This is a genomic window from Chondromyces crocatus (assembly GCF_001189295.1).
GTDB classification, from domain to species: Bacteria; Myxococcota_A; Polyangia; order Polyangiales; family Polyangiaceae; genus Chondromyces; species Chondromyces crocatus.
Genome location: NZ_CP012159.1, coordinates 2695841 through 2720591, shown reverse-complemented (window position 1 = coordinate 2720591; position 24751 = coordinate 2695841). Strand labels below are relative to the sequence as shown.

The 24751-nt window shown below is 68.6% G+C and carries 20 protein-coding genes; 4 read left to right on the top strand and 16 right to left on the bottom strand.

What is annotated here, in order from left to right; translation table 11 throughout:
- Positions 1 to 4: 4 nt before the first annotated feature.
- Positions 5 to 760: a metallophosphoesterase family protein gene (locus CMC5_RS10115; RefSeq protein ID WP_050430207.1), complete on the bottom strand. Its 756-nt coding sequence runs from the start codon at positions 758 to 760 to the stop codon at positions 5 to 7.
- 116 nt (positions 761 to 876) lie between these two features.
- Here CMC5_RS10115 and CMC5_RS10110 point away from each other — a divergent pair, with 116 nt between their 5' ends.
- Positions 877 to 1707: a glycerophosphodiester phosphodiesterase family protein gene (locus CMC5_RS10110; protein WP_050430206.1), complete on the top strand. Its 831-nt coding sequence runs from the start codon at positions 877 to 879 to the stop codon at positions 1705 to 1707.
- Positions 1708 to 1776: 69 nt separating this feature from the next.
- On the opposite strand, the gene CMC5_RS10105 is transcribed toward CMC5_RS10110, so the two are convergent.
- From CMC5_RS10105 to CMC5_RS10085, 5 genes are all read right to left on the bottom strand, one after another.
- On the bottom strand, positions 1777 to 2721 hold the full coding sequence (locus CMC5_RS10105; protein ID WP_245678385.1) for an MbnP family copper-binding protein: 945 nt from the start codon (positions 2719 to 2721) through the stop codon (positions 1777 to 1779).
- 269 nt (positions 2722 to 2990) lie between these two features.
- Positions 2991 to 3839, bottom strand: a complete 849-nt coding sequence (locus CMC5_RS10100) for a hypothetical protein (protein WP_050430204.1) — start codon at positions 3837 to 3839, stop codon at positions 2991 to 2993.
- The gene (locus CMC5_RS10095; protein WP_050430203.1) at positions 3824 to 4315 is read right to left on the bottom strand and encodes a c-type cytochrome; all 492 of its coding nucleotides are present in this window, start codon (positions 4313 to 4315) and stop codon (positions 3824 to 3826) included. The genes CMC5_RS10100 and CMC5_RS10095 overlap by 16 nt, the downstream gene beginning before the upstream one ends.
- Positions 4316 to 4372: 57 nt before the next feature.
- Positions 4373 to 5044: a response regulator transcription factor gene (locus tag CMC5_RS10090; RefSeq protein WP_245678384.1), complete on the bottom strand. Its 672-nt coding sequence runs from the start codon at positions 5042 to 5044 to the stop codon at positions 4373 to 4375.
- A complete protein-coding gene (locus CMC5_RS10085; protein WP_050430202.1) occupies positions 5041 to 6327 on the bottom strand; it encodes an ATP-binding protein in 1287 nt (428 codons plus the stop codon). The genes CMC5_RS10090 and CMC5_RS10085 overlap by 4 nt, the downstream gene beginning before the upstream one ends.
- 225 nt (positions 6328 to 6552) lie before the next feature.
- Between CMC5_RS10085 and CMC5_RS10080 the strand changes: the two genes are divergently transcribed.
- Positions 6553 to 6894 (top strand): hypothetical protein, encoded by a 342-nt coding sequence (locus CMC5_RS10080; protein WP_156338414.1) that lies wholly within the window; start codon positions 6553 to 6555, stop codon positions 6892 to 6894.
- Positions 6887 to 8605, top strand: coding sequence for a hypothetical protein (locus CMC5_RS10075; protein ID WP_050430200.1), 1719 nt, complete (start codon positions 6887 to 6889; stop codon positions 8603 to 8605). The genes CMC5_RS10080 and CMC5_RS10075 overlap by 8 nt, the downstream gene beginning before the upstream one ends.
- 112 nt (positions 8606 to 8717) lie before the next feature.
- Here the strand turns inward: CMC5_RS10075 and CMC5_RS10070 are convergent, their stop codons facing one another.
- Both CMC5_RS10070 and CMC5_RS46440 read right to left on the bottom strand, forming a co-directional pair.
- Positions 8718 to 8990, bottom strand: coding sequence for a hypothetical protein (locus CMC5_RS10070; RefSeq protein WP_156338413.1), 273 nt, complete (start codon positions 8988 to 8990; stop codon positions 8718 to 8720).
- Between the two features lie 889 nt (positions 8991 to 9879).
- The gene (locus tag CMC5_RS46440; RefSeq protein ID WP_050430198.1) at positions 9880 to 10113 is read right to left on the bottom strand and encodes a hypothetical protein; all 234 of its coding nucleotides are present in this window, start codon (positions 10111 to 10113) and stop codon (positions 9880 to 9882) included.
- Positions 10114 to 10325: 212 nt separating this feature from the next.
- Between CMC5_RS46440 and CMC5_RS46870 the strand changes: the two genes are divergently transcribed.
- Positions 10326 to 10523: a hypothetical protein gene (locus CMC5_RS46870; protein WP_218920248.1), complete on the top strand. Its 198-nt coding sequence runs from the start codon at positions 10326 to 10328 to the stop codon at positions 10521 to 10523.
- 354 nt (positions 10524 to 10877) lie between these two features.
- On the opposite strand, the gene CMC5_RS10060 is transcribed toward CMC5_RS46870, so the two are convergent.
- The 8 genes from CMC5_RS10060 to CMC5_RS10020 all read right to left on the bottom strand — a co-directional run bounded on the left by CMC5_RS10060 (position 10878) and on the right by CMC5_RS10020 (position 24735).
- Positions 10878 to 11876, bottom strand: coding sequence for a type VI immunity family protein (locus CMC5_RS10060; protein WP_050430197.1), 999 nt, complete (start codon positions 11874 to 11876; stop codon positions 10878 to 10880).
- Positions 11877 to 11934: 58 nt separating this feature from the next.
- Complete coding sequence (gene vgrG, locus CMC5_RS10055; protein ID WP_156338412.1) at positions 11935 to 14895, bottom strand: type VI secretion system tip protein VgrG; 2961 nt, start codon at positions 14893 to 14895, stop codon at positions 11935 to 11937.
- 391 nt (positions 14896 to 15286) lie between these two features.
- A complete protein-coding gene (locus tag CMC5_RS46865) occupies positions 15287 to 16585 on the bottom strand; it encodes a PGRS family protein (protein ID WP_218920247.1) in 1299 nt (432 codons plus the stop codon).
- 347 nt (positions 16586 to 16932) lie between these two features.
- Positions 16933 to 17931 (bottom strand): type VI immunity family protein, encoded by a 999-nt coding sequence (locus CMC5_RS10045; protein ID WP_050430194.1) that lies wholly within the window; start codon positions 17929 to 17931, stop codon positions 16933 to 16935.
- 60 nt (positions 17932 to 17991) lie between these two features.
- A complete protein-coding gene (gene vgrG, locus CMC5_RS10040) occupies positions 17992 to 20859 on the bottom strand; it encodes a type VI secretion system tip protein VgrG (protein ID WP_050430193.1) in 2868 nt (955 codons plus the stop codon).
- A 315-nt stretch (positions 20860 to 21174) separates the two neighbouring features.
- Positions 21175 to 22362 (bottom strand): hypothetical protein, encoded by a 1188-nt coding sequence (locus tag CMC5_RS10035; RefSeq protein ID WP_156338410.1) that lies wholly within the window; start codon positions 22360 to 22362, stop codon positions 21175 to 21177.
- Between the two features lie 1147 nt (positions 22363 to 23509).
- Positions 23510 to 24403: a sigma-70 family RNA polymerase sigma factor gene (locus CMC5_RS10025; RefSeq protein WP_050430190.1), complete on the bottom strand. Its 894-nt coding sequence runs from the start codon at positions 24401 to 24403 to the stop codon at positions 23510 to 23512.
- Positions 24400 to 24735, bottom strand: coding sequence for a hypothetical protein (locus tag CMC5_RS10020; protein ID WP_050430189.1), 336 nt, complete (start codon positions 24733 to 24735; stop codon positions 24400 to 24402). The genes CMC5_RS10025 and CMC5_RS10020 overlap by 4 nt, the downstream gene beginning before the upstream one ends.
- Positions 24736 to 24751 lie beyond the last annotated feature (16 nt).

The window sequence follows — 24751 nt, the reverse complement described above, 5'->3', positions numbered from 1 at the left end:
CCCCTCAGCCGCGCGACTCGTAGACCAGCCGTGCCGGCAGCTCCAGCGCCGTCAGAAACCCACCCCGACCGCAGCGCGTGTCGAGCCCGACCGTGCAGGGACCTGCCCACAGATCCGCGGGATCCTCCGGCGTGTACGACGACAGTTCGGGCGGCAGCAGCTCGGTCGAGGTGTGGCCGAAGACCACGAGCTTGCCCCGGTACTCACGGAAGAACGTCTGGTCACGGAGCCACAGGAGGGCGCGTGGTGGCGCGTCCACCTGCGCCGGATGCAAGAACCCCGAGGGGCCCAGCGGTAACCCCGCGTGGACGTAGATCGCGTGCGCGTCCTCGTGGAAGTAGGGCAGCGCGCGCATCCACCCGACGACGTCCCGCGGGAAGAAGGCCCCACGCATCAGCCGTGACAGCTCTCGCTCGTCCGGCATCTCTTCGGGCTGCGGCACCGGCCTCCCCTCGAACGAACGGAGCGACTCCAGGCAGCCGTATCGCCGCGGCAGTACGAACTCGGGCCAGCCATGGTCGATGATCTCGAGCCACGCGTCCTCGTGGTTCCCCCGCAACGTCACCACCCGCGCCGGTGTGAGCCTCGGGAGCGCGCGGAGGAGCTGGACCACCTCGGCCGAGTGAGGCCCTCGGTTCACGTAGTCCCCCAGGAACACCAGCGTGTCTGCGGCTCCGAGCGGTGGCAGCCTGCCGAGGAGTTTCCTCAGCGCCAGCACGTCACCGTGGATGTCGCCGATCGCGAACGTGCGCCCCGACATCCCGGCAAGACTCACCCGCCTCGCCGCGAAGCGCAAGCAGGACACGTGCCCGCAGCACGCCGCGCTGGCCGAGCCCACGCTGGACACGTGCCCGCCAGGCGCCCTAGCGTCGCCCCATGCGGTACGTCGACGGACCTCGTCCTCGCCTCTTCGGCCATCGCGGCGAAAGTGGAGAGCTCCCGGAGAACACCCTGCCTGCCTTCGAGGCCGCCCTCGCCGCGGGCGCCGATCGCCTGGAGCTGGACGTCCACCTCACCGCCGACGGCGAGATCGTCGTCTTCCACGATCCCACCCTCGATCGCACCACCGACGCGACGGGTCCCCTCGCCCTCCGCAGCTTCGCCGAGCTCTCTCGGCTCGACGCGGGCTACCAGTTCACCCGACCGGACGGGTCGACCCCCTTCCGTGGCCAGGGCTTCCGCATCCCCCGCCTCCTCGAGGTCCTGGAGCGCTTCCCGGACATCCCGCTGAACATCGAGATCAAGCCGAACGACGCGGCGGCCATCACCGGCACCCTCGCCGCGCTCGACCAGTTCCAGGCCCGCCCGCGCACCCTGCTCGCCGCCGAAGCGCTCGACCTGCTCCGCCGCATCCGCGCCGAGGCCCCCGATGTCCTCACCGGCTTCGCGGCGGAAGAGGTCTTCGCGTTCATGACGGCCGGCATGGCCGGCGCGCAGCCTGGCTCCACGGAAGGTGCGGCCCCCGAGCGCTTCCCGGGCTTTGCGCTCCAGGTCCCGCCCTCGTACCAGGGGATGCCCATCGTCACGGCCGATTTCGTGAGCCGCGCTCACGGCCTCGGCGTCGAGGTCCACGTGTGGACCATCAACGACGAGGCCGAAGCCGAAGCGCTCCTCGCCCTCGGCGTCGATGGCCTCATGAGCGATCACCCGGGTCGCATCTACGCCGTCCTCCAGCGCCTCGGTCTCCGCCCGCCGTCGACCCCCTGACGAAGCCCGCGCTCTCGCTCCACGCCGGCCGGAAGAACGGCTGCGCGAGGAAGAGCGCGCGCTCCCGCCTCACTCCACCCGGAAGAACTGCTGCGTGGGCAGGAATGTCCCCTGCGCGATGTCGAGCCCCAGGCGCTCGAAGATGGGCGCACACTCAGGATCCTGGATCCCCGACATGCACCCGGGCGCGCCACCGGCGTTCGTCGAGAGATCGTTCGCCTCGATCACGCCCGCATAGTCCACGAATACGGGGGCATTCAGCGGGTCGAAGCCACGCAGCGTCACCTCGATCACGTTCGGGCGCTCGCAGGTCACCGACTCCCCTGCGGCGGGGTCCCCCACGCAGTTCGTGCTCCCGAGGTGCAGGTTGAACGCCGTCGGAGCGCCGGTCGGCACGCTGTCGACACGGACGAACTTGTAGCCGCCCTGCCAGTTCCAGAACATCGCGGTCAGGTTCAGGGGCGAGGGTGCCGCTGCAGCATCGCCATGGTTCAGCGCAGCCGGAACGCCGAGCTTGAACACCACGCCATCGTAGCTCCCTGCCGGCGCCGTTCCTCGAACGACGCCGTTCGTGTCCGTCGTCCCGTTGGTGCAAGCCCCGGTGCGGTTCTCGAAATCGAGCAGCACCAGGTCCTGGTACTGCCAGAGCCCGTCCTGCTCCAGCTCCAGCCGCACCTCGTCCCCGCTCTCGGCCGAGATCAGCCGCACGTCGTGGATGTACAGCCGGAAATCGGTGAAGCGCACCTCGCTCGCCGTCGTCCCGAGCCCGGTGTAGGTCGCCGAGCAGTCGAAGGCCTCGTCGCCGACGCGCCCATCGAACCGCAGCTCCACCTGCTGCGTGCCACCTCCGCCGGCGCCATCCCCCCCCGAACCGCCCGTGCCTCCGGTTCCCCCCACGCCACCCGTTCCACCCGTTCCACCAGCGCCCCCCTCGCCGGAGCTCGTCGTCGTCGTCGTGTCGCTCGATCCGCCATCGTCGTCCCCCCCGCAGCCGACGGACAGGGACGCGCTCATCCCCAGACAGACACCAAGCGATAGACCCAGGACCCAGTCATTCCTCATCGAACGTCTCCGGATGAATGATGCAATGATTGAGCATTCATGACGCCGCAGCGCGGCCGTGTGAATGCGGTGAATTTTCGCAGGCGCAGCCCTGACCCCGATCCTCTCGCCCTCGCCGACGCGCCTCCCAGCACGGCATCCCTGCCGTCTCGACGATTTCGACACCAATTCACGCGCCCAGCCCTCGGCGTCTTCACGCACAGGTCTGGACGCCCCTCATTTCAGAACCGAACGCCAGCCGTCACCATCGCCTTGGCGAGGAACGGGTCCCCCGCGACCGGCAGATGCCCCTCCACACCGAGGTCCACGGGACCGAACAGCAGATCGCCACCGAGCATCACCGCCCCTCGGGACGCGCCGCCCTCCGCCGCCACCGGGATCGCGCCGTACATGCCGCCACGCACGCGCAGGTGCTCGTGCAGCAGATAGCCCACGGTCACGGCGGCCTCGACCTCGGAGCTGTTCATCGGGTTCACGATCGGCATCGGGCCACCCGCGTGGGTGGTGTCCCCCGTGCCGTGATCGCCGTGCCCATCCCCGTGATCCCCCTGCCCGCCGCCGTGGGCCCCGTGCCCGCCCTTCGCCAGCGCGCGCCCGTACGCGAGCTGCGTCTGCACGAACGCCCCGTGCGCCTGCCACCCCACGAAGAAACCCGGCATCACCATCACGTGCCCCATCCCCAGGTCGCGCGCTGCGCTGCCGCTGGGCAGGGTCGCCGCCATCCGGAAGCCGCCCACCAGCGTGTCCCCTTCCGTGCGTGCGAAGGGCACCCGCGCGTCGACCAGCACGTCACCGAGGCCGGTGAGCGTCTCCCCGTCGCGGACCAGCCGGTAGACCGGCAGCGCCGCCCGGAGCATCACCCAGCGGTGCTCCCAGCCCACGTTCAGCGAGGCGCCCTGGTACTCACCGGCGTGGCGCGCGGTCTTGTACGTCGCCGCCTCGGCCCCGAGCCCCACCCGCAAGCCCAGCGAGCGCGGCGCGAGCGGCGGCGGCGGGTGACAGTGCTGCGCGCGCGCCGCCTTCGACCCGCCCAGCGACAGCAGCACGATCGCGATCACGGCATGCCGCATGCGAGCCACTCCCCGAGCATTCGCCGCTCGTCTTCCGAAGGTTCCGGGTACACGGGCGGCATGCGCCGGTTCACCCGCGCAGGCCCTGCGGCCGTGGTCCTGTCGATGTGCTCGGCGCCGGCCTCGCGGCTGGCCTCCAGCGTGTCGTAGTCGTGCTCGACCGGGGCTCCCTTCCGGGCCGAACCCGAGAGGCTGCTGCTGTGGCAGCTCATGCAGTAGGTCTCCATGAAGCCCTGACCGAAGCTCTCCCAGGTCAGCGTGGAGTCCGGTGGGCAGGTCGACCCCGACGAAAACACCGGAGGAGGCTGCTCCTCGGGCCCATCGCCGTCACCACACGCCACGAACAGGGCAGCACACAGCGCACTGACCACGAGCCCCCCCCATGGATGGATCGCTTTCATCGCGGCGGAGCTGTATCGCCGCACCTCCACACCGAGGATGCGGCGAATTTTCGCACCCGCCTCCGCGAGCGCCACGGGAGATGCGGTAAATTTTCGCACCCCGGAGCGAGGGGCGCGCGCTCACCGTCCCGGTCAGCGGTTCGCGGGAAACTTCGCCAGCTTGTACTGCAAGGTCCGTCGGTGAATGCCGAGCACCCGCGCCGCCTTGGACACGTTGCCGCCGCACTCTTGCAGCACGCGCTCGATGTGCTCCCACTCCAGCCGTGCCAGCGAGGGGACATCGAAGCTCAGCGGCTCGGGCTCCACGGTCGACTCGCTCTCGAAGGCCGCCAGGATCCGGTCGGCGTCCGCGGGCTTGGTCAGGTAGTCCTTCGCGCCGAGCCGCATCGCCTCCACGGCCGTCGCGATGCTCCCGTAGCCCGTGAGCACCACGACCTCCGCATCCGGCGACGCAGCGAGCAGATCGCGCACGACCGCGAGGCCATTCTGCCCTGGCATGCGCAGGTCCACGACCACGCGATCCACGCGCCCCTCGCTCGCTCGCGCCATCGCGGACTCGTGCCCGTCCGCGGTGACCACCTCGAACCCACGCTGCCGGAACGCCTTGGCCAGCCGCTCCCGGAACCGCTCGTCATCGTCGACGACCAGGAACCGCAGCACCTCCACGTCGCCCCCCTCCTGCGCCTCGTCGCCCGCTCCAGTGTTCGCGCCCGCTCCAGTGTTCGCGCCCGCTCCGGCTCCAGCGCTCATGTCTCCGCCAGCGCTCGCGCCTGCTCCCGTGCTCACGCCTGCTCCCATGCTCATGTCGCCACCAGCCCCTTCCTGGGGAGCCGCAGCGTTGCACGAATGCCCCCCTCCTGCTTCGACTCCAGCCTCAGCGAGCCCCCGTGGCTCTCGGCGAACGCGCGCACGAGGAACAGCCCGAGCCCCAGCCCTCGCCCTGGCTCCTTCGTCGTGAAGAACGGCTCCCCAGCCTTCTCCAGCACGTCGTCGGCCATGCCCGGCCCCCGGTCCTCCACGCACACCCTCAAGCTCTCTCCCTCGCCGTCCACGCGCACCAGCACCGGCGCCCCCTCCGGCCCCGCGTCGAGCGCGTTCTTCACCAGCGCCGCCAGGGACTGCAGCGTCTCCTCGCGGGGCAGCTTCACCTCGCCCAGCGCCGCCGAGGCCTCGACCCGCACCTGCTCGCTCCGCTGCGGCTCCACCCGCGCACGCAGCAGCACCTCCAGCTCGTCGACGCCCACCACCCCCCGGCTCGCGTCGCTCGTCGCGCGCGCCCCCATCCGCCGCAAGATGTCCTGGCACCGCTCGACCTCCCCGAGGATGAGCCGCGCGTCCTCGTGGATCTCCTCTGCGCCTTTCAGCTTCGCCAGCGACAGCTCCATCTCGTGCGCCGCCACCGAGATGGTCCCGAGCGGGGTGCCCAGCTCGTGCGCCGCGCCGGCCGCCAGCGTCGTCAGCGAGGCCAGCCGCGCGTGACGAGCGGCCCCCTCCCGGAGGCTGGCGATCTGCTCCCGTTGCAGCGCGATCGTCACCGCGATCTTCCGCACGAAGTACGCCACGAGCCCCGCGGCCAGCGTGAAGGCCAGCCACATCCCGTACAGGTGGTTGCTGAAGCGGTCCCCGCTGCCCATGGCGTGGTGGTGATGGTGGTGCCCGCCGCCCTGGGACGGCAGGAAGAACAGCGCCGCGTAGCAGGTGATGGCGAGGATCGCGACCAGCGTCGTCCAGCGCGCCCCGAGCACCACGGCGGCCATGGTGATGTGCACCAGGTACAGCACGCTGAACGGGTTCGTCGCGCCGCCCGAGGCGGCCAGGAGCCCGGACAGCACCAGCGTGTCCAGGCTCAGCGCGCCCCCGAGCACCATCGCCGCCGAGCGGCTCTCGGGGTTCTTGCGCACCCACACCGTCAGGAGGGCGTTCGACGCGCCCGAGAGGGCGATGAGCGAGCCGAGCCAGGTCCAGGACAGCTCCTCTCCGAAGCCGTAACGGGCGATCAGGACTGCGGCGAGCTGGCCGCACAGCGCCAGCCAGCGCAGCCGGATGAGCCACGGGAAGCTCACCTGAGGTTCGAGGTCACGCTGCATGGGACCCCGATCTGGCGGGCCGTCGTCGTCGCGTCAAGCGCGCGCACGCGCCGGCCCTTGCTGCCACGCCCACACGACCCAGCACGGAGCGACCACCAGCGACGGGCCCAACGCCGAACGCGAACTCTCAAAGCCCTGGCCAGCAGTGCCATGCGCGTCCAGGATGACCCGCATCCACAGGGAGGATGTATGCGGATCGAAGCGGCGCAGCTTCACACGTTATCCATGATCGCCGAGACTCGCTTCGAGAACGAAGTCGTCGACGATCTCCAGGTTTCTTTCCCAGATCTCTTCGCCATGCGCGGAGACCTGGTGACACGTGCGCTGGTCCGACTCGCGCGGCAGCGGGCCGCACTGCACGGATTCACCCTCCAGGTACACGTGACCCAGTACATCGGACTTGCCTTCGTGCTCGGCGCGGACTTCGACACCGACGAAGCATTCCCCTGGGCCGCCAGGTTGCTCGGGGATCCGACACTCACCGATCCCGCCCAGCGAATTGCGCGGCTCGCCTCCCGCACCCGCGCCCACCTCCGGGGTCTGGCATTGAGAGGGGCCCATGCCTGAAGACAATCTTCACGACGACGGCGCAACCGCAGGGGGGAGCACGCTGGGCGCCATCGCTCCCGTCGTCGTCCCGGCACTGGCCGCAACCGCCCTGGCAGGACTCGGCACGCTGTTCATCAGGAGTGAATCGAAGTCGGGGGTCGTCGGGCAGTTCAAGGAGATCTGTGTCCGCCTGGGCGTCTTACGAAAATCCTGGTTCAACGACGCGGAAATCCGCGAAGGCCGGGAAGCCTTCAAGCAATGCCTGAACAACGGCAAACATTCAGCGATCCGCGTGTTCGTCGACAGCGCCGATGGACGGGGACACCAAGCATCCTCCGTGAACCTGCTCCGACGGCTCGCAGCGCCAGCGGATCAGCACGGCTATGCTTACAAGGGAACGATCGAGATCGCTTACGATGAAGAGTACAAAGAAAAGACGCTCCCGAAGCTCGAGGCGTTGTTCCCGGAGGTCGACTTCAAGAAGCCCCCTCTGAAGCTCAACGACGCCACCTTGGAGCTGAAGCCTTTCAGGGATGGAAAGACCGACGATTGGCCCCCGGTCGAGTTCGGGTTCTCTGGCGCCGCTGACGAGGACGAGAACCTCGCAAAAAAACTCCGCACCAGGAAGTTTCTGCGTCTCCAGCCCTATCGATGGGAGAAGAGGAATGAGATTCAGTTCGAGCCCACCGAGCTCAAATCCATCCGCATGGACGACGATGCCGTGGAGGCGCATGAGAAGCTCGCCGAGCTTCCCTATCGGCTTCCCGCAAGGCCGCCTCCGCGGTGGGAAGACTACGAGAAGGGGGGCGACCTCGCGAAGAAGGCCGCAATCCTTCGACGCCTGATCGAGGAGAACCAAAAGGAGACGCTCGGCCTGGCGCCACTCTATGGCATCCAGTCGGGCAAAACCATGCTGCGGCCTCCCCAGGACGTGCTCTTCAACGTCACGGTGGGAACGCTCGGTGCACTCCAAAGCGAGAACACCTCACGCCTGCCACGCCATGCCGTCCTGGTAAACACGGGCGATCTGCAACGAAAGGATCTCACCCAGGTCGATCGGCTCATCCACGGCGACGAGAGCGAAACGGAAAGAATTCACCGGCTGAGCAATCATCGAACGGTGGATTACGAAAGTCACCAGCAGCGACGAACAGACCTGAACGCGCTGGAAGCAGAGCAACGAATCAAGCTGGTCACGCTGGAGCCAGCCCCCTCAGGAGACCGCCCCAGCAATGAGACCCGTCCCGAGATCGGCGAGGTGGATCTCCAGAAGGACCTGGACTGGCTCGCAAGCCAGGATTCGGGGGTCCTGGTCGTCCAGCTGGGCCCGCTTCCACCGGAGCTGTTTCAGCATCTGTTCGAGCAGGCCAGCCTCCCCAGCGTCTTCGAAGGACAGAACACGGCCAATCAGGCGATTTACCTCGGGAAGCCCTACCTCCACGCCAGCATGAACCAGATGGTGTACCCCTCCCTGTCGGCCAATGACGACGAAATGAGGAACCGGGCAAAGAACGCGGCCCAACAGGTCCGCACCGTGCTGGCACCCGACATCCAGGAGCCACCATGGAAGGCCATCAGCACGTTCATCCAGGACCCCGACGGCAAGAGTGAGGCTTACTTCACCCGGCTCGGCGAGCACTACCGGTCCCGTGAAAACGACAAGCTCGACGTCGCCCTTGCCATCCTGGGCAGGGAAGCCGACTGCTGCACACCTCCGCCCAACAAATGACGCCACGACGGCGGTCGGCACATGGTGGAGCACCACCTCAAGGATGATGTGGGTCCTCCAGCCGACCAGCATGTTCGTGACGGCTCACGCGACCAGCGCGTTCGCAACGTCGTCAGCGCACCAGAAGCATCATCATGGCCACCACGACCGCCACGCGCAGGATCTCCCCCGAACCGTCGCGGAGGATGCGGAGCCCGCGCAGGCTCCACGCCGGTGGTCGTCCCTCGTCCCGGGCGCGATGATGCTTGGCGCACACCGCGCAGACCTCACCCGGATCCCAGGGCACATCCTCGAGCCCCAGCGCCTGCACCATGCGCGCTTCCCAGGCCGCCGCATCTGCGCTCAAGGGACGACAGACGAATTTCTTGAAGCATCGACGAGCCATCGGAGCCTCTCTCCGGGACGCGCACAGCACGCATCCCTACTCATATAGTTCCCGGCTCCGACCCTCGATTTCTCACACGCAGCCTCAGATTGTGACACACGGCAATCTGCATCACGTGCGCGGTACGAAAGCTCCGACGTCGAGCGAAGTTCACGTGTCTCGACGGAAAGATCGAAAGTGCGCTGGCAGGTGGTCTTGACAGGCAGCCCATGAACCTCGGGGCGTGAGCCAGCTGTGCAGAGCGATACGCCCCCGACGCGCGCACACCCGATGGCTGGAGCCAGGGCGGATGACAGGGCCAGGGCGGATGACAGGGGGGAGGACGACGCCCGGGTCGCAGGGCGCGGGCCGTCCGGGGGCCAGGGGGCGTGAGCGCTGTCCGGGGCCGTCCAAGGGAGGGTCAGTCCGTCCCGGGTGTGGGGTCGGCGCGGTGGCGGCGTGACCTGGGCAGCCCAGGTCACCTTCCTACCGCGATCGGATGACCACCTGGGCTGCCAAGGTCACCCCCATGCCGGTCGGATGCACGCCTGGGCTGCCCAGGTCACCATCCCACCGCGATCGGATGCACGCCTGGGCTGCCCAGGTCACCATCCCACCGCGATCGGATGAACACCTGGGCTGCCCAGGTCACCATCCCACCGCGATCGGATGAACACCTGGGCTGCCCAGGTCACCATCCCACCGCGATCGGGTGAACACCTGGGCTGCCCAGGTGCTCTGGCGGACGGGGTTTGTGGCCTGTGCCAGGTTCGAGCCGGGCCAGACAGGGCGCGTCGAGGTGGCGAGGGGCTGCATCGAGGTGGCGAGGAGAGGGCTCCCCGAGGGCCCCCGGCAAGCCTCCTCGACGGGGTCGGGCAGGCATGACGCTCCGAGGAGCAGGCATCGGGGCTCAGGGAAACGCCTGGACGTCGGCCTTCACGCCAGGCGCGCCATCCTGGTCGGGAGCGGCACCCACGCCGCCGGGGCCGGGCTCGCCGACGTCCATCTGGAGGCCTTCGGTGGGAGGGGCGGTGCCCTGGAAGGCGATGCCGAGGGCATGGCCGCCAAGGCCACCACCACCAGGACCGCCGTTGCCACCGGGACCGCCACGTCCACCCGAGCAACCGGCGTGGAGCAGGTACACCGCCCGCGGTTCGGCGTGCCCACAGGGGTGCCATTGCTGCCGTCGACACCACGGCTTGCTTGCCCAAGTCCGCCAGTGCCTCCTTTGGAATCGTCTGTTGTGTCTTCCGGGGTGCCACAGTCATTTACCTTCTCAAAGCCACCAAAGACCGCGGCTCCCGAGCACGCCTCGCCCCCATCGTTCCCATCCTCCCCCGCCTGCGCCGCCCCGGCATGCGCCGCTCCCGCCTCCCCTTCTCCGCCATCCCCAGCTACCAGCACGGTTCTCACCAGTTCCAGTGGCAATCCTTCCACCAGCACCGCAATCGACGACGCCCCCCGCAGCTCCGCCGCTTCCTCGAAGTCCTCGGCGCACGCATAGACCCGACCGGTCCCACCCTCACGCGCCCTTGTGATGGCTTCGACCAGTGACTTCACCAGCGCCTCCTTTGTGCCAGGAGCACCTTCCTTGCCAGTCGCCGACACGAACACACCGCAGCCATTCGCCACGCTCGCTCCCGCGACTTGTTCGCTCGGCACACACGCTCCTGGCGTTCCGCCTCCGCCACCCTCACCAGGAGCGTAGTGCGGGCAGGTCAACGACCGCTCGCAGTCGCCGGCTTCGTTGCTGCACCCAGCCGTCCATCCTCCGACGGCCGCCAGCATCAGCAGTCCCCCAGCCGCTCAGCGCTTCGCTCTCATCGACTTCGCTCTCCCTCGTCCGCCCCTCGTGCCGTACGCGAGCATCTCGTGCCGACCGACCACGGTCACGAGCCTACCTCCGTTCTACCGTTCATCGAAGCGCGCCAACCAGGCTCGCACCTCCTGAGGGCCGAACGCCCAGCCGCGCCCACCGCTACCGAACGCGCTGTGCCTGGTGATGCGGATCGGCTTCAGGTATCTGGCGAGCTTGACGTAGAGGTCGGGCCAAGCATCCCGTTCGGTGTCACCGAGCGCGGGACGATCACCAGCTTGAATGAGGAGGCCACCGTCGTATCGGTGCAGGATGTAGCGCGGGTCGAGATCCCGGAGGTCGGCCGCGACCGCTGCGGCGCCGCCCAGCTCGTCGAGCCAGACGTCGGAAATGGCCGTGAGCCAGTTGACGCCTTTGATCCCGCCTTTGCCGTCACGCCCCTCTGCCAGGTAGATCGAATGCTCGACAGGGTATTCCATCTCGAGGCCCGGAAAGCGCTGCGCCAGGTCAACCAGGATGCCCTCCCAGCGTTGCGCATCGCCTCGGTCGGGACAGGGAATCACCCCGACACCAGCGTACCCGCTCACGGGCTTCAGCTTCCGGCACAGCTTCAGAAGAACATCGGGCAAGTCGAACCGGACTCCCGGCACGGGGACGAGGGGATAACCGAAACGAAGAAATCCCAGCGCATCTGGCGATGTCGAGGCGTCCGCGAGGGCATGCACGTGGAATGCACTCGCGCCACGCGCATAGGTCGCGCCATACCCCATGATGGAGAGTGCTGATTCTTCATCGTCGATCACGGCAAACTGCGTCGGTCGCGCGCCCTCGGTATGGGCAAAAGGCTGCATGCAATCTGTCTTCGGGTTCAAGGCCCAGCGCAGCTGCGATGCCCACCGCCTCATGTAGTTTTCGGCAAAGCCGGCGATGATTTCGCGCACTTCGCGTTTCCATGGTTCCTTGAAGTAAACCGTCGCGAACAGGCCAACGGCCAGCATCTCGCGTCCGGATTCATCACGCGCGACGAGGTGATCGTCGAACATGGCGAGCAGTTCGTTCATCTCCTCGGGCATCGTGCTTCGCTGGAACATCGGTCTCTCCTTCTCATCTGGCTGTTCTCAGAGATGGGCGACGTCAACAAGGCGGCCTTCATTCATTCAGCGTGGGTAGCGGTAGCGGTGGCGCCGGCGGCGTCAACCATGCCTGGATGACCGGACGCAACTTCGCCAGACCAGCGGCGAGCCGCGCGAGCACGGGCGGTAGCAGGACATCGTCGGCCTGGCCCCCCGGCAGGGCATCATCAAGCACCAAGGCGATGGCTGCCAGCAGCATCAGCAGCACCATCCTGGCCTCCCCGTGCGGGTTCTCTTCCTCAACCGGCCGCGGCTCCTCTTTCCGCGGCTGAGGACATCCACAGTCATCTGGACTGAGCACGCGAAACAGAACGTCGCTGCCAGCAATCCTTCTGTACTCCTTGCGTTGCTCATCCCCGAGCGCGTCCTTGCCGAACTTGATCTCGACGACCTCCTCCAGGTTGTCCTGCGTGGGGGGCTTGCTCGGGTCCTTGACGATCACCACGTCCGGCGAGCGGCAGCCTTTCGGGTTGCCGGTCGTGGGACGCCAGGGTTCGCGCTTGCTCATGATCGGCACGGGTGGCGTCTGGGTCATGTCGTAGCGGACTTCGGCCTTGTACCGGCTCGTGCCACCCGACGCGCGATCCAGCTCGCGCAGCTTGCGGGTCACGCAGCTCTGCGGCAGCGGCGTGTCCGAGCACCAGCAGATGATCGAGCAGAGGAAGTGGTCGTCGGGCGTCAGCGACTCGCCTCGACCAGGCCACTGGCCCTTGGGCACGGCAGGGAACTCGAAGAAGAGCGGCAGGCGACGCGGAGGGGGACGCTCGGCGTCGCCTCGCAGAGGGATGACAGGTAGCGCTGGTTCAGCGCCTTCACCGCGACCGGGAGCGCCGCCTTGCTGGATGCGCACGGCACCGCCGTCGATGGTCACGCCGCCGCCGTCGATGCGCACGAAGCCACCTGGACCGCGCAGGGTGATGTCGGCTCCTTCGAGGACGAGGGCGCCGTCTGCACGCAGGTGGATCACGTCCGCTTCGAAGGCGGCGCGGCCGTCGATGCGGGCAAACTGGTCGCCTTCGACGGTGAGGGACAGCGCTCCGCCGACGCGAAGGCGGGCCTCGCCAGCGACCGTGACGTGCGCGTCGTCGCCGAGGTAGCGGACGGCTCGGCCTTCGATGCGGGCACTGTCACCGCCGCCGATGAGGGTGACGCGGTGGCGGCCAATCCTGTGGGTCTCGTCGAGGGTGATCTGAGCACGGAGGTCGCGGCCAGCGTGCAGGGAGAGCGTCTCGTTGCGGGCCGTGTCGTCGAAGCGGATCTCATTGAAGGTCGCGCCTCCCGGGGAGGAGGCGCTGCGCCAGACCGTGTGGGTCTTTTGCTCGGGCAGATGAGCAGGGAGGGGGTTCAAGGCGTTGGCGACGCGGCCGACGACAATGGGTTGGTCAGGATCGCCGTCGAGGAAGGCGACGAGCACTTCCTGGCCCACGCGAGGGAGCGCGACGAGGCCATGCGCCGCGCCAGCCCAGCCCTGGCTGACGCGCAGCCAGCAGGAGGGGGGTTGAGCGGGGGAAGGAGAAGAATCGATGGGGAAAGGGGAAGCGGCGAAGGAGGATGTGCCGCTACGAGAGGCGCCGGTGTCATCGTTACAGGGGAGCTCGCGCTGCCAGGGGAAGACGACCTGCACTCGCCCGTGGGCGTCGGTGTGGATCTCCTGGCCTTTCGGGCCGACGACGAGCGCGCTCTGCACGCCATGGCTGCGCGGCTTGGGGGTGCGCTGCGGTGGTCGGTAGGGTTGGTCGGCGGGGACAGCCGTGCCAGAGACCAGCCAGCCTCCGTCGGGGTGGATTTCGAGGGTCCGGGTGGTGACGAGCCAGCCGGCGGCACGGGTGATGTCGGCGCGGGGATGGCCGGTGATGGTGAGGGTGGTGCCGGGCGCGAGGTCGAGGCTGTTCGTGGAGAAGCCGAGGGTGCGGTGGCCGATGCGGGCGGCGTGCAGGACGCGCTCGGCGAGGAGGGCACCGTAACGTTCGTCGTGACGCTCGGGTCGAGATGCAGGAGAGGCGGGGTTGCTGCTCGGTGCAGGGCTGCCGCAGAGGCGAGCGTCGACCCCATCCGCCGCGCTGACCTCGTCCTGGGTGTCCACGAGGAAGGCGCCAGGGCGGTAGGTGAAGTGCTCTTCGAGGGCGTCGGGCGCGGAGGGCGGAGCGCACGCGGCGCTGGCAGTGAGCGGCCAGGTGGGGCGGGAGAAATCGTGGTCGCGGATGACCAGGCGTGGGAGCGGCTGGGTCTCGTCGAGGGTCAGGTCAGTGACGACGTCGCCATCGGCGAGGTCGTTCGCGCCGGGTAGGTAGAGGAGAGGTTCGTCACGCCGCGGACCAGCGACGTGAAGGGCGTCGCTGAGTAGAAGGGTCGAGCCTTCGGCGTCGTCATCGAGGAAGCAGGTGGCGATGCCCGCTTCCTCCAGCAAGCGCGTGATGAAGGCGAGATCCGTCTCTTCGTACTGGACCTTGGTTGGAACGCTCGGATGCGCGGGCGGGTCGATGTGCCAGCGGGTGTCGATGCCCCAGCGAGCGAGGAGGTCGCGCACGATGTCTGGCAGGCGCTGGTGCTGGTAGGCGCGGTAGTCGGTGCGCTGGGCGAGGCGCGTGAGTGCGGGGACGAGGGTCAGGGCATAGGTGGAGATGGCTGTCTCTCCTTCGGCGAGCTCCACGCCGCGGAGGAGACGCGCGCGCTGGCAGAGTCCAGTCCACCGCCGCGTCTGCACCCGGCCAGAGCGATGGGTGAGCGTGACGCGCAGGGAGGCGGCGCCGCCCACGAGGGTGCCGAGGTCGAGTGTCGCGTCCGGCGTGCGGGCGAGGATGTCGATGGTGAATGGCGTGGAGAGGGCTTCCGTCACCGTGAGGCGGTGAACGTCGGCCTGGACGCCATGCGCGAGGTCGAGCACGGCCTGCATCCAGCCGCTCGAAGGCACGGTGGCTCCAGGCAGGGTGCTCGCGGGCGCTGCGCCGGGGGGTTGCTCCTGGGATGTCGCGTACACGAGAGCCTCCCTTCACGACCTGCCGGGAGACAGGTGAAGCCAGGTCGGCACGGCATGAGGCCGTGCGATGCGCGGGTCGTCACGTCGGGACGCGAGGATCCGAGGGCGATCCGTCCGGGCGTCGGCGCTCGCTCGCCCTGAACAGGAGTCCGTGCTGGGTCGCTGCCTTGCCCTCGAAAGCGCTGTTCAGCGATAGGCTCGCGTGGCTTCGTCTTACGCGCTCAGTCCAATACGCAGCGTCGTCGTGGCAGCTCGCCACGCCGCACGGTAGATCCCGAGTTCCGTTCGACGAGGCATACGCGGCGTCGCGCGCGGGACATGGTGGCGATGGTCGATGCGCGAGAGGAGCGGCGTTCGTGCTTGGCGGCGTCGCGCCGAGCGACGATGAGGGTCAGGGGAATGCCTGCACGTCGGCCTTGATTCCCGGTGCGCCATCATGGTCGGGATCGGCACCCGCGCCGCCGGGGCCGGGTTCGCCGACGTCCATCTGGAGGCCTTCGGTGGGCGGAGCAGCCCCCTGGAAGGCGATGCCAAGGGCATGGCCGCCGAGGCCACCACCACCAGGACCGCCGTCGCCCCCTGTTCCAGCGCGTCCGCCCGAGCAACCGGCGTTGAGCAGGTTGAGGCCCGCGGGAACAACGCCTCCTGTGCCTCCTTGCGCGCCGCCACCACCACCGAGCTGACCAGGACCGCCAGCGCCGCCAGCGCCGCCACGTCCGGTTCGAAGCACGACGCCTTCGAAGGAGAGCTGCGCATCGAGGCTGAGCAAGGCGATGCTGGCCCCGCCGGCACGACCGCCACGACCGCCCTGACCACCACAACCGCCGCTGGCTCCGCTACCGCCACTGGCGCCTGCCGCCGAGGCGGGGTCGGTACAACGTCCAGCTCCGGAGCCGCCTTTCGCGCCACCGCCGCCACCGCCACCTTGGCCAGGCTTGCCTTTGCCACCATCCCCTGCGGTCGGACCGGTGTAGCCCGTCGGGCTGAGGGTGCCTGGACCTGCGGCGCCGGGACCGGGGTCGCCGGGCGTGCCATCGTCACCGGGGGTGCCATTGGTGCAGACGGCTGAATCTTCTCCGACACCCGCGTTCGATGCGCTCGATGGTGTTCCAGGCCCACCTGGGCCTCCACCACTCACCTGACCGATCCCGCCAGTGCCTCCTTTGGAATCGTCTGTTGTATCTTCCGGGGTGCCACAGTCATTTACCTTCTCGATGCCAGGAATCACGATCGCGCCCGAGCACGCCTCGCCCCCATCATTCCCATCCTCCCCCGCCTGCGCCGCCCCGGCATGCGCCGCCCCCGCCTCCCCCTCTCCGCCATCCCCAGCCACCAGCGCGGTTCTCACCAGTTCCAGTGGCAATCCTTCCACCAGTGCCGCAATCGAGGACGCCCCCCGCAGCTCCGGCTGCGCTGCCCCATCGATCCCTGCCGCTTCCACCTCCACGTCTTCCACCCGCGCCGTCCCCTCACCGCCCCGCACCTTCAACGGGATCTCGCCAGCGCCTGCCGTGACGCGTGTCTTCTTCTCGGCTCCGACCCAGCCCCACCCAGCCGCGCAGTCCAGCCCGCCGTACAGCGTCACGCCTCCGGGCAGCTCCACCGCCTCCTCGAAGTCCTCGGCGCACGCATAGACCCGACCGGTCCCACCCTCACGCGCCCTTGTGATGGCTTCGACCAGTGACTTCACCGGCGCCTCCTTTGTGCCAGGAGCACCTTCCTTGCCAGTCGCCGACACGAACACACCGCAGCCATTCGCCACGCTCGCTCCCGCGACTTGTTCGCTCGGCACACACGCTCCTGGCGTTCCGCCTCCGCCACCCTCACCAGGAGCGTAGTGCGAGCAGGTCAACGACCGCTCGCAGTCGCCGGCTTCGTTGCTGCACCCAGCCGTCCACCCTCCAACGGCCGCCAGCATCAGCAGTCCCCCAGCCGCCCAGCGCTTTGCTCTCATCGACTTCGCTCTCCCTTGTCCGCCCTCGTGCCGCACGCGAGCATCTCGTGCCGATCGACCACGGTCACGAGCCTACCTCCGTTCTACCGATCATCGAAGCGCGCCAACCAGGCTCGCACCTCCTGAGGGCCGAACGCCCAGCCGCGCCCACCGCTACCGAATGCGCTGTGCCTGGTGATGCGGATCGGCTTCAGGTATCTGGCGAGCTTGACGTAGAGGTCGGGCCAAGCATCCCGTTCGGTGTCACCGAGCGCGGGACGGTCACCAGCTTGAATGAGGAGGCCACCGTCGTATCGGTGCAGGATGTAGCGTGGGTCGAGATCCCGGAGGTCGGCCGCGACCGCTGCGGCGCCGCCCAGCTCGTCGAGCCAGACGTCGGAAATGGCCGTGAGCCAGTTGACGCCTTTGATCCCGCCTTTGCCGTCACGCCCCTCTGCCAGGTAGATCGAATGCGAGATGGAGTACTCCATCTCCAGCCCAGGAAAGCGCTGCGCCAGCTCATACAGAGGCCCCTCCCACCGTTGCGACGAGGCGGAATCGAGGGATGTGAACATGCCCATCCCGGCGTAACCGCTCACCGGCCTGAGTTTCTTGCAGAGTTCGAGGAGCACATCCGGCAGGTGAAATCGGCTTCTTGCGGACGGCACGAGCGGGCACCCGAATCGAATGAAACCGAGCTCATCGCGGCGTACGAGTGCAGGAGCGAAAGCACCAATGTGAACAGCACTTGCACCATAGGGGTCGCTTGCACCCGAGGCAGCGATCGAGAAAGCGTCATCCTCATCGGCCAATGAAGAAAACGTCGTCGGTTTCACTCCTTCGGCAGCAACGAATGGATCCATGCTCAGGCTTTGAGGGTTCAGTGCCCAACACAGCTCGGACGCCCACCGGGTGATGTAGTCTTCAGCAAACTGCGCGACGATTTCACGGACTTCTCGCCTCCATGGCTCCGCGAAGTAGACCGCCGCAAGCAGGCCGACCGCAAGCATCGCTTCACCACCGGGATTGCGTGCGGTCAGGTCGTCATCGAACATTGCGAGTAGCTTGCTCATTTCCTCCGGCATCTCGTTCCGCTCGAACATCGGTCTCACCTTCCCTTCGCGTCCAGCATCGCTGGAAGCACAGTGCCAGCCTTCACGCGCTCACTTCCCCAACCGGGGAGGAAGCGGCGTGGGTGGTGTCAACAGCTCCTGAAGCATTGGACGCATCTTCGCCAAGCCAGCCGCAAGTCGCGCGAGCACCGGCGGAAGCAGAACATCATCCGCCTGGCCACCCGGCAGGACATCATCAAGCACCAACGCGATGGCTGCCAACATCAAGAGCAGCACCCTCATCGCCTCCTCTTGCGGATTTTCGTCGTCGACAGGTTGAGGTGCCTTGTTCCTGGGCTCCGGACACCCACACTCGCCTGGACTGAGCACACGAAACAGAACGCCATCACCAGCGATTTGCTCGTAGGCTTTCCTCTGCTTCCAATCCAGCGCATCCTTGCCGAACTTGATCTCGACGACCTCCTCCAGGTTGTCCTGCGTGGGGGGCTTGCTCGGGTCCTTGACGATCACCACGTCCGGCGAACGGCAGCCTTTCGGGTTGCCGGTCGTGGGGCGCCAGGGTTCGCGCTTGCTCATGATCGGCACGGGTGGCGTCTGCGTCATGTCGTAGCGGACTTCGGCCTTGTACCTGCTGGTTCCGCCCGAGGCCCGATCCAGCTCGCGCAGCTTGCGGGTCACGCAGCTCTGCGGCAGCGGCGTGTCCGAGCACCAGCAGATGATCGAGCAGAGGAAGTGGTCGTCGGGCGTCAGCGACTCGCCTCGGCCGGGCCACTGGCCCTTGGGCACGGCAGGAAATTCGAAGAAGAGTGGCAGGCGACGCGGAGGGGGACGCTCGGCGTCGCCTCGCAGAGGGACGACGGGCAATGCTGGGTCGGCGCCTTCACCGCGACCGGGAGCGCCGCCTTGCTGGATCCGCACAGCACCTCCATCGATGGTCACGCCACCTCCGTCGATGCGCACGAAGCCGCCAGGACCGCGCAGGGTGATGTCCGCGCCTTCGAGGACGAGGGCGCCGCCTGCACGCAGGTGGATCACGTCCGCTTCAAGGGCGGCGCGGCCGTCGATGCGGGCAAGCTGGTCGCCTTCGACGGTGAGGGATAGGGTTGCACCGACGCGAAGGCGGGCCTCGCCGGCGACCGTGACGTGCGCGTCGTCGCCGAGGTAGCGGACGGCGCGGCCTTCGATGCGGGCGCTGTCGCCTCCGCCGACGAGGGTGACGCGGTGGCGGCCAATCCTGTGGGTCTCGTCGAGGGTGATCTGAGCACGGAGGTCGCGGCCAGCGTGCAGGGAGAGCGTCTCGTTGCGGGCCGTGTCGTCGAAGCGGATCTCATTGAAGGTCGCGCCTCCCGGGGAGGAGGCGCTGCGCCAGACCGTGTGGGTCTTTTGCTCGGGGAGATGAGGAGGGATGGGGTTCAAGGCGTTGGCGACGCGGCCGACGATGATGGGTTGGTCGGGGTCGCCGTCGAGGAAGGCGACGAGGACTTCCTGGCCCACACGAGGGAGCGCGAAGAGGCCATGCGCCGCGCCAGCCCAGCCCTGGCTCACGCGCAGCCAGCAGGAGGGGAGTTGAGTGGGGGACGAAGAAGAAGCGACAGGGGGAGGAGAAGCGGCGAAGGAGGACGTGGCGCTACGAGGGACGCCGGGGTCGGGTTGGCAGGGGAGCTCGCGCTGCCAGGGGAAGACGACTTGCACTCGCCCGTGGGCGTCAGTGTGGATCTCCTGGCCCTTCGGGCCGATGACGTGCGCGCTCTGCACTCCAGGAATACGCGGCTTGGGGGTGCGCTGCGGGGGTCGGTACGGCTGGTCGGCGGGGACGGCGGTGCCGTGGAGGGTCCAGCTTCCATCGGAGTCCATGTCGACGGTCCGGGTGGTGACGAGCCAGCCAGCGGCACGGGTGATGTCGGGGCGGGGATGGCCGGTGAGGGTGAAGGTGGTGCCAGGCGCGAGGTCGAGGGTGTTCGTCGAGAAGCCGAGGGTGCAGTGACCGGTACGGGCAGCGTGCAGGGCGCGCTCGGCGAGGCGAGCGCCGTAGCGTTCGTCGTGACGCTCGGGTCGAGGTGCATGAGAGGCGGAGTTGCTGCTCGGTGCAGGGCTGCCGCGAAGGCGAGCGTCGATGCCGTCGGCCGCGCTGGCTTCGGGCTGGGTGTCGACGAGGAAGGCCCCAGGGCGGTAGGTGAAGCGCTCTTCGAGGGGATTGTGTTCCGAGGGCTGAGCGCACGCGGCGGTGGTGAGAGGCCAGGCCGGGCGGGAGAAGTCGTGGTCGCGGAGGGTCAGGCGCGGGAGCGGCTGGGTCTCGTCGAGGGTCAGGTCGGTGACGATGTCGGCGTCGCCGAGGTCGTTCGCGCCAGGGAGGTAGACGAGGGGTTCGTCACGCCGTGGACCGGCGAGGTGAAGGGTGTCGCTGAGCAGAAGTGTCGATCCATCGGCTTCGTCATCGAGGAAGCAGGTGGCGATGCCCGCTTCTTCCAGGAGGCGCGTGATGAAGGCGAGATCCGTTTCTTCGTACTGAACCTTGTGCGGGATGCTCGGGTGCGTGGTCGGGTCGATGTGCCAGCGGGTGTCGATGCGCCAGCGAGCGAGGATGTCACGCACGATGTCTGGCAGGCTCCGGTGCTGGTAGACGCGGTAGTCGGTGCGTCGTGCGAGGCGCGTGAGGTCCGGGAAAAGGGTGAGCGCGTAGGTGGAGAGGGCCATTTCTCCTTCGGCGAGCGATACGGCGCGGGCGAGGCGTGCTTGCTGGCAGAATCCAGTCCACCGCCGCGTGTTCACCCGACCCGAGCGATGCGTCAGGGTGACGCGCAGGGAGGCGGCTCCGCCCACGAGGGTGCCGAGATCGAGCGTCGCATCGGGTGTGCAAGCGAGGAGGTCGATGCGGAAGGGTGTGGAGAGCGCTTCCGTCACCGTGAAGCGATGGACATCGAGCTGGGCGCCATGCGCAAGGTCGAGCACAGCCTGCATCCAGCCGCTCGAAGGTACGGTGGTTCCAGAGAGGGAGGTCGCGCAAGCTGCGCCGGGGGTTTGCTCCTGGGATGTCGGGTACACGAGGTCCTCCCTCCAGGACCTGTCGGGTGACAGGTGGAGTCGGGTGGGCACGGCACGGGGCCGTGCGATGCGCGGATCATCACGTCAGGACGCGAGGCTCCGAGGGCGAGCGGTCCGAGCGTCGGCATTCGCTCGCCCTGAAGAGGAGTCCGTCCTGCATCGCTGGCTTGCCCTCGGAAGCGGGAATCCTCGGCGCTTTCTCACGCGCACCGTTCACTGCATCCGGGAGGATCACCAGGTGCCGCGCACGATGGCGCCCGCCTCGCCGGGGCTGAGCAGGGGTGCCCAGGTGATGCTGGTCGTGGATGTCTCTCCGTTGCGGCCACGTAGCATGGGCCAGAGCAGGTAGGCACCTGCTCCGAGCGCGACGACGCCGCTCGCGACGAACGCAACGCGCGCGCCGTTGGCGTGGGTGTCGAGCCGGTTGACGGTGGAGGAGAGGATGTCGCATGGGGCAGCGAAATCGCCTGGGGACACGCACTGGCCACCTTCACCTTCAATGGACGCACGCTGGGCGTTGGCGTCGGCGCTCGCGTTGTTCGAGGCGATGGTGAAGCCGAGGCCGAGGCCGAGGCTCACGACGCTGGCACCGCCCAGGAGGAAGGCGGGGACGAGGCTGCGGTGGGCAGGCGGCGGCATGCGAGGGTCCGCGTTCGTGGCACCGGCGTGGGTGGGATCGGACGGCGAAGCGCGCGGAGGCTCAGGGGACAGCGGGGTCAAGGTGAGGGCCACGGTCTGCGCAGCGCCAGGGGCGACGACCACGGTCTCCTTGAGCTCGCAGTGGCCAGCTTTGCGGGCGATCACGTCATGGGCGCCGGGGGAAACGAAGACGTCGTGCGGGAGGTCGTCGGGGGTGAAGGGGGTGCCGTCGACGAGGACTTCGGCGCCCTCGGTGCCGAGCTGGAGGTGCAGGGTGCCCACCTTCTTGCGCGCTTCGCTCAGGAAGTGCTGGGTGCGCTCGAGCTGCGCTGGCTTCGCCGAAGGGGGCGCGGTGCGCAGGCTGAAGGCGAGCATCATGGCGGCTTCGGGGACGCGGTCGAGCTTCAGCAGGACCTCGCCGAGGTTGGCAGCGACGTCGAAGGTCTTCGAGAGGGCCCAGGCTTTGCGGTAGGCGCTCTCGGCGTCGGCCCACCGCTTCTGGGCGAAGGCGGTGTTCCCGTCCTGGTAGTGCCGCGCGGCCTGCGCACCCGGGGTGGGCGAGGTGCCGGTGGAGGGAGCGCCGGTGGAGGGCGCGCCGGTGGAGGGCGTCGTCGATGCGGCGGGTGGTGGCTGTGAAGCGGGCGGTGGCTGCGAAGTGGGAGCAGGCCGTCCAGGGGGAGCGCCCTGGGCCCACGCGACGTGCGGCGCGGCAGCGACGAGTCCCAGGAGCATCCAGGCCGTCAGCGTCGTCCTGCCAGGCCGTGTCCAGCGCCGCATCATCGCCATCCTCGTTCCTCCTGTGTCGTCGGGTCTCAGTCGTAGTTCGGTCGGTCGTAGGAATCCAAGGTCTGTGGTGCTCGGGGTCCAGACGTCGCTGGCGCTGACGGGATCACCCCGCGTGACGTGGGAACATGAGGCGGCGTCGGCGAGGGTGATGGCACGCTGGCCGCCCCCGCGACGGTCGGCGAGGAAGCGCTCGGCGACTGGGCAGGGACGCGCGATGGCGACAGAGCCGACGACCGAGCAATGTTCGGCGATGCGGAGAAAGGTCGCGCCGCAAGAGAGCCGGAGGGGCTCGGCGTGGCGGTGCTCGGTGCAACGGGAAGCTCCAGCAGTGTCGTGGCGGGTGAGACATCGCGAGGCGATGGTCCTCGCGCCGGGGAGGAGGAGGCGAGGAGGGGGTCTCGGGGCGCTCGCCGCTCGCTGCCATTCGCAGGGGAGCGTGGTTCCCCGCCAGGCCCCTCTTCCTCGCCAGGCCCCCCTTCCTCGCCAGGGTTCTCGGAGAGAGGCGTGGAGGTCGGTCTCTGCGCGCGACCCCAGAAGGCGATGGCTGCAAGGCTCAGCGCGCCTCCGAGCAGGAGAAGGACGCCGAACCTGCGCCGGCGTCGTCGCGATCGGGGCTCTTCCGTCGTCGATGCGAGGGGGCTCGGGGCTCCAGAGGTCGGCGTCTGGGCGTCTGGGGTCAGCGTACGGTCTGAGGTGCGCGGGTCCGAGGTGCATGCGCGCGGGGATGAGGCGAGAGGCGATGAGGGCCCGTCCTGAGGCCTGTGCTCTCCAGCTTTCTGCTCCTCCCAGGCGTCGTGCCACTCGCGCAGGACGTCGCCGTCGATGACGAGGGGTTGCTTCTTCGTCAGGGGAAGGCGCTCGGGGAGCGCGACCCCCAGCTCCGGCGTCTGTGGCAGGTGCTTCTGGTCCGGGTTGCGCGGGCCCGTGGGTTTGCGCGCGTCAGGGGGAGGGCACACGCACGGGGAGGGGTCGATGAGAAGCGCGCCTTCCACGATGCGGACGCGCTCCATCTCCAGGGTGGGCGCGAGCGGACGTGGCGCGATGGAGCCCTCGGCATAGCCTCGCACGGCGTCTTCTCCGTCGGAGCGGAGCACGCCGTGCGCTTCTGGGGTATCCGCCGGCTCCCGGCCGGTCTCGTCGCTCATCGCCCAGCCCCCCGCTTCGGCCTCCGTTCGGTGTGCTCGGTACGCTCGGTACGCTCGACGCTCGCCGTCCCCGCCGTGCTCGCAGGTCTCGCTTGGCGCCGCGCCGCAGCTCGGTCATCTGGGTCCGGGGCGCTCGTGAGGCCCGCCAGCGCAGGACGGGCACCGAGGACATCGACGGGTGGTGGAGCGACCCGCACACCGCTGCGTTCCAGAGCTGCGCGCAGCTTCTTCAACGCGCGGCCCTTGCGGAGGCGGACTTGCTTGAAGGTCAGGCCCAGCGCCGCCGCGGCCTCCTCCATCGAGGTGCCGTCGACGTAGAGGGCACGCACGACGCCGCGCTCCTCGCGGTCGAGCACCGTGAGCGCGGCTTCGAGCGCCGTCATGGCCTCGACGACGGAGGCTTCGGTCGGTTCGCGTCCACTCCCGCTCGGCGTCGCGAGGTCCTGGGTGTCGGAGGCCACGCCTCCCAGGAAGGCGACCACCGCGAGGTCCTGCGCGAAGCGGGAGAGGCGTTCGAGGAGAGAGGCCTCGTCCTCGTTCATGATGTCGTAGTCGCAGGGGTAGGTGCTCCCGAGCGCGCCTGCAGCGCAGTAGAGCGCTCGGGTGAGGCGGCGGGCGGCGCTCTCGTCCTGGATGAGATCCAGGATGCGGCCGTCGACCCAGCGCAGGATGAAGCCTTCGAGGACGTCGTCGCGCCGGGGATCGTAGCGATGCACCGCCTCCATGAGGCCGAGCCTCCCTGCGCTCTCGGCGTCGTCGCGGGTGAGGAGCCCGTCGTAGCGCTTCGCCCAGTGCTGCGCGCGCCGTCGCACGAGCGGGAGGCTGCGCTCGATCAGGTGCTGCTGGGCGGGGGTGAGGAGACGGTGGATGGATGTACTCGCCTCGCTCATCGCCCCGACCGCCTTCCGCTGCGGGCTGCGCCGGTCTCGGCGTCGTCGCCTGCCGTGGGCGGGGCTTCGGTGGGTTCGGGCCAGGCGCGCGGGACTTCGCTGCTCTCGTTCACGGGCGCGCGAGCGCGGAGCTGTCGGTAGAGGCCCGCCGGATAGGGGTGCGTCACCAGGTAGTCTTCGAGCAGGGCGCGCATCTCCTGCAGGAGCGCCGGGGACGCGTGGCGCTCGTAAGGCGCGAGGGCCTGCGCGATCACCCGCTGCAGGAGGGGGTCGAGGGGGGCGTCTTCGGGTCTGGGGAGCTGGGGCTCGGGTCTCTTCGGGTCGTCGGTCATGGTGTTCGCTCGCTCT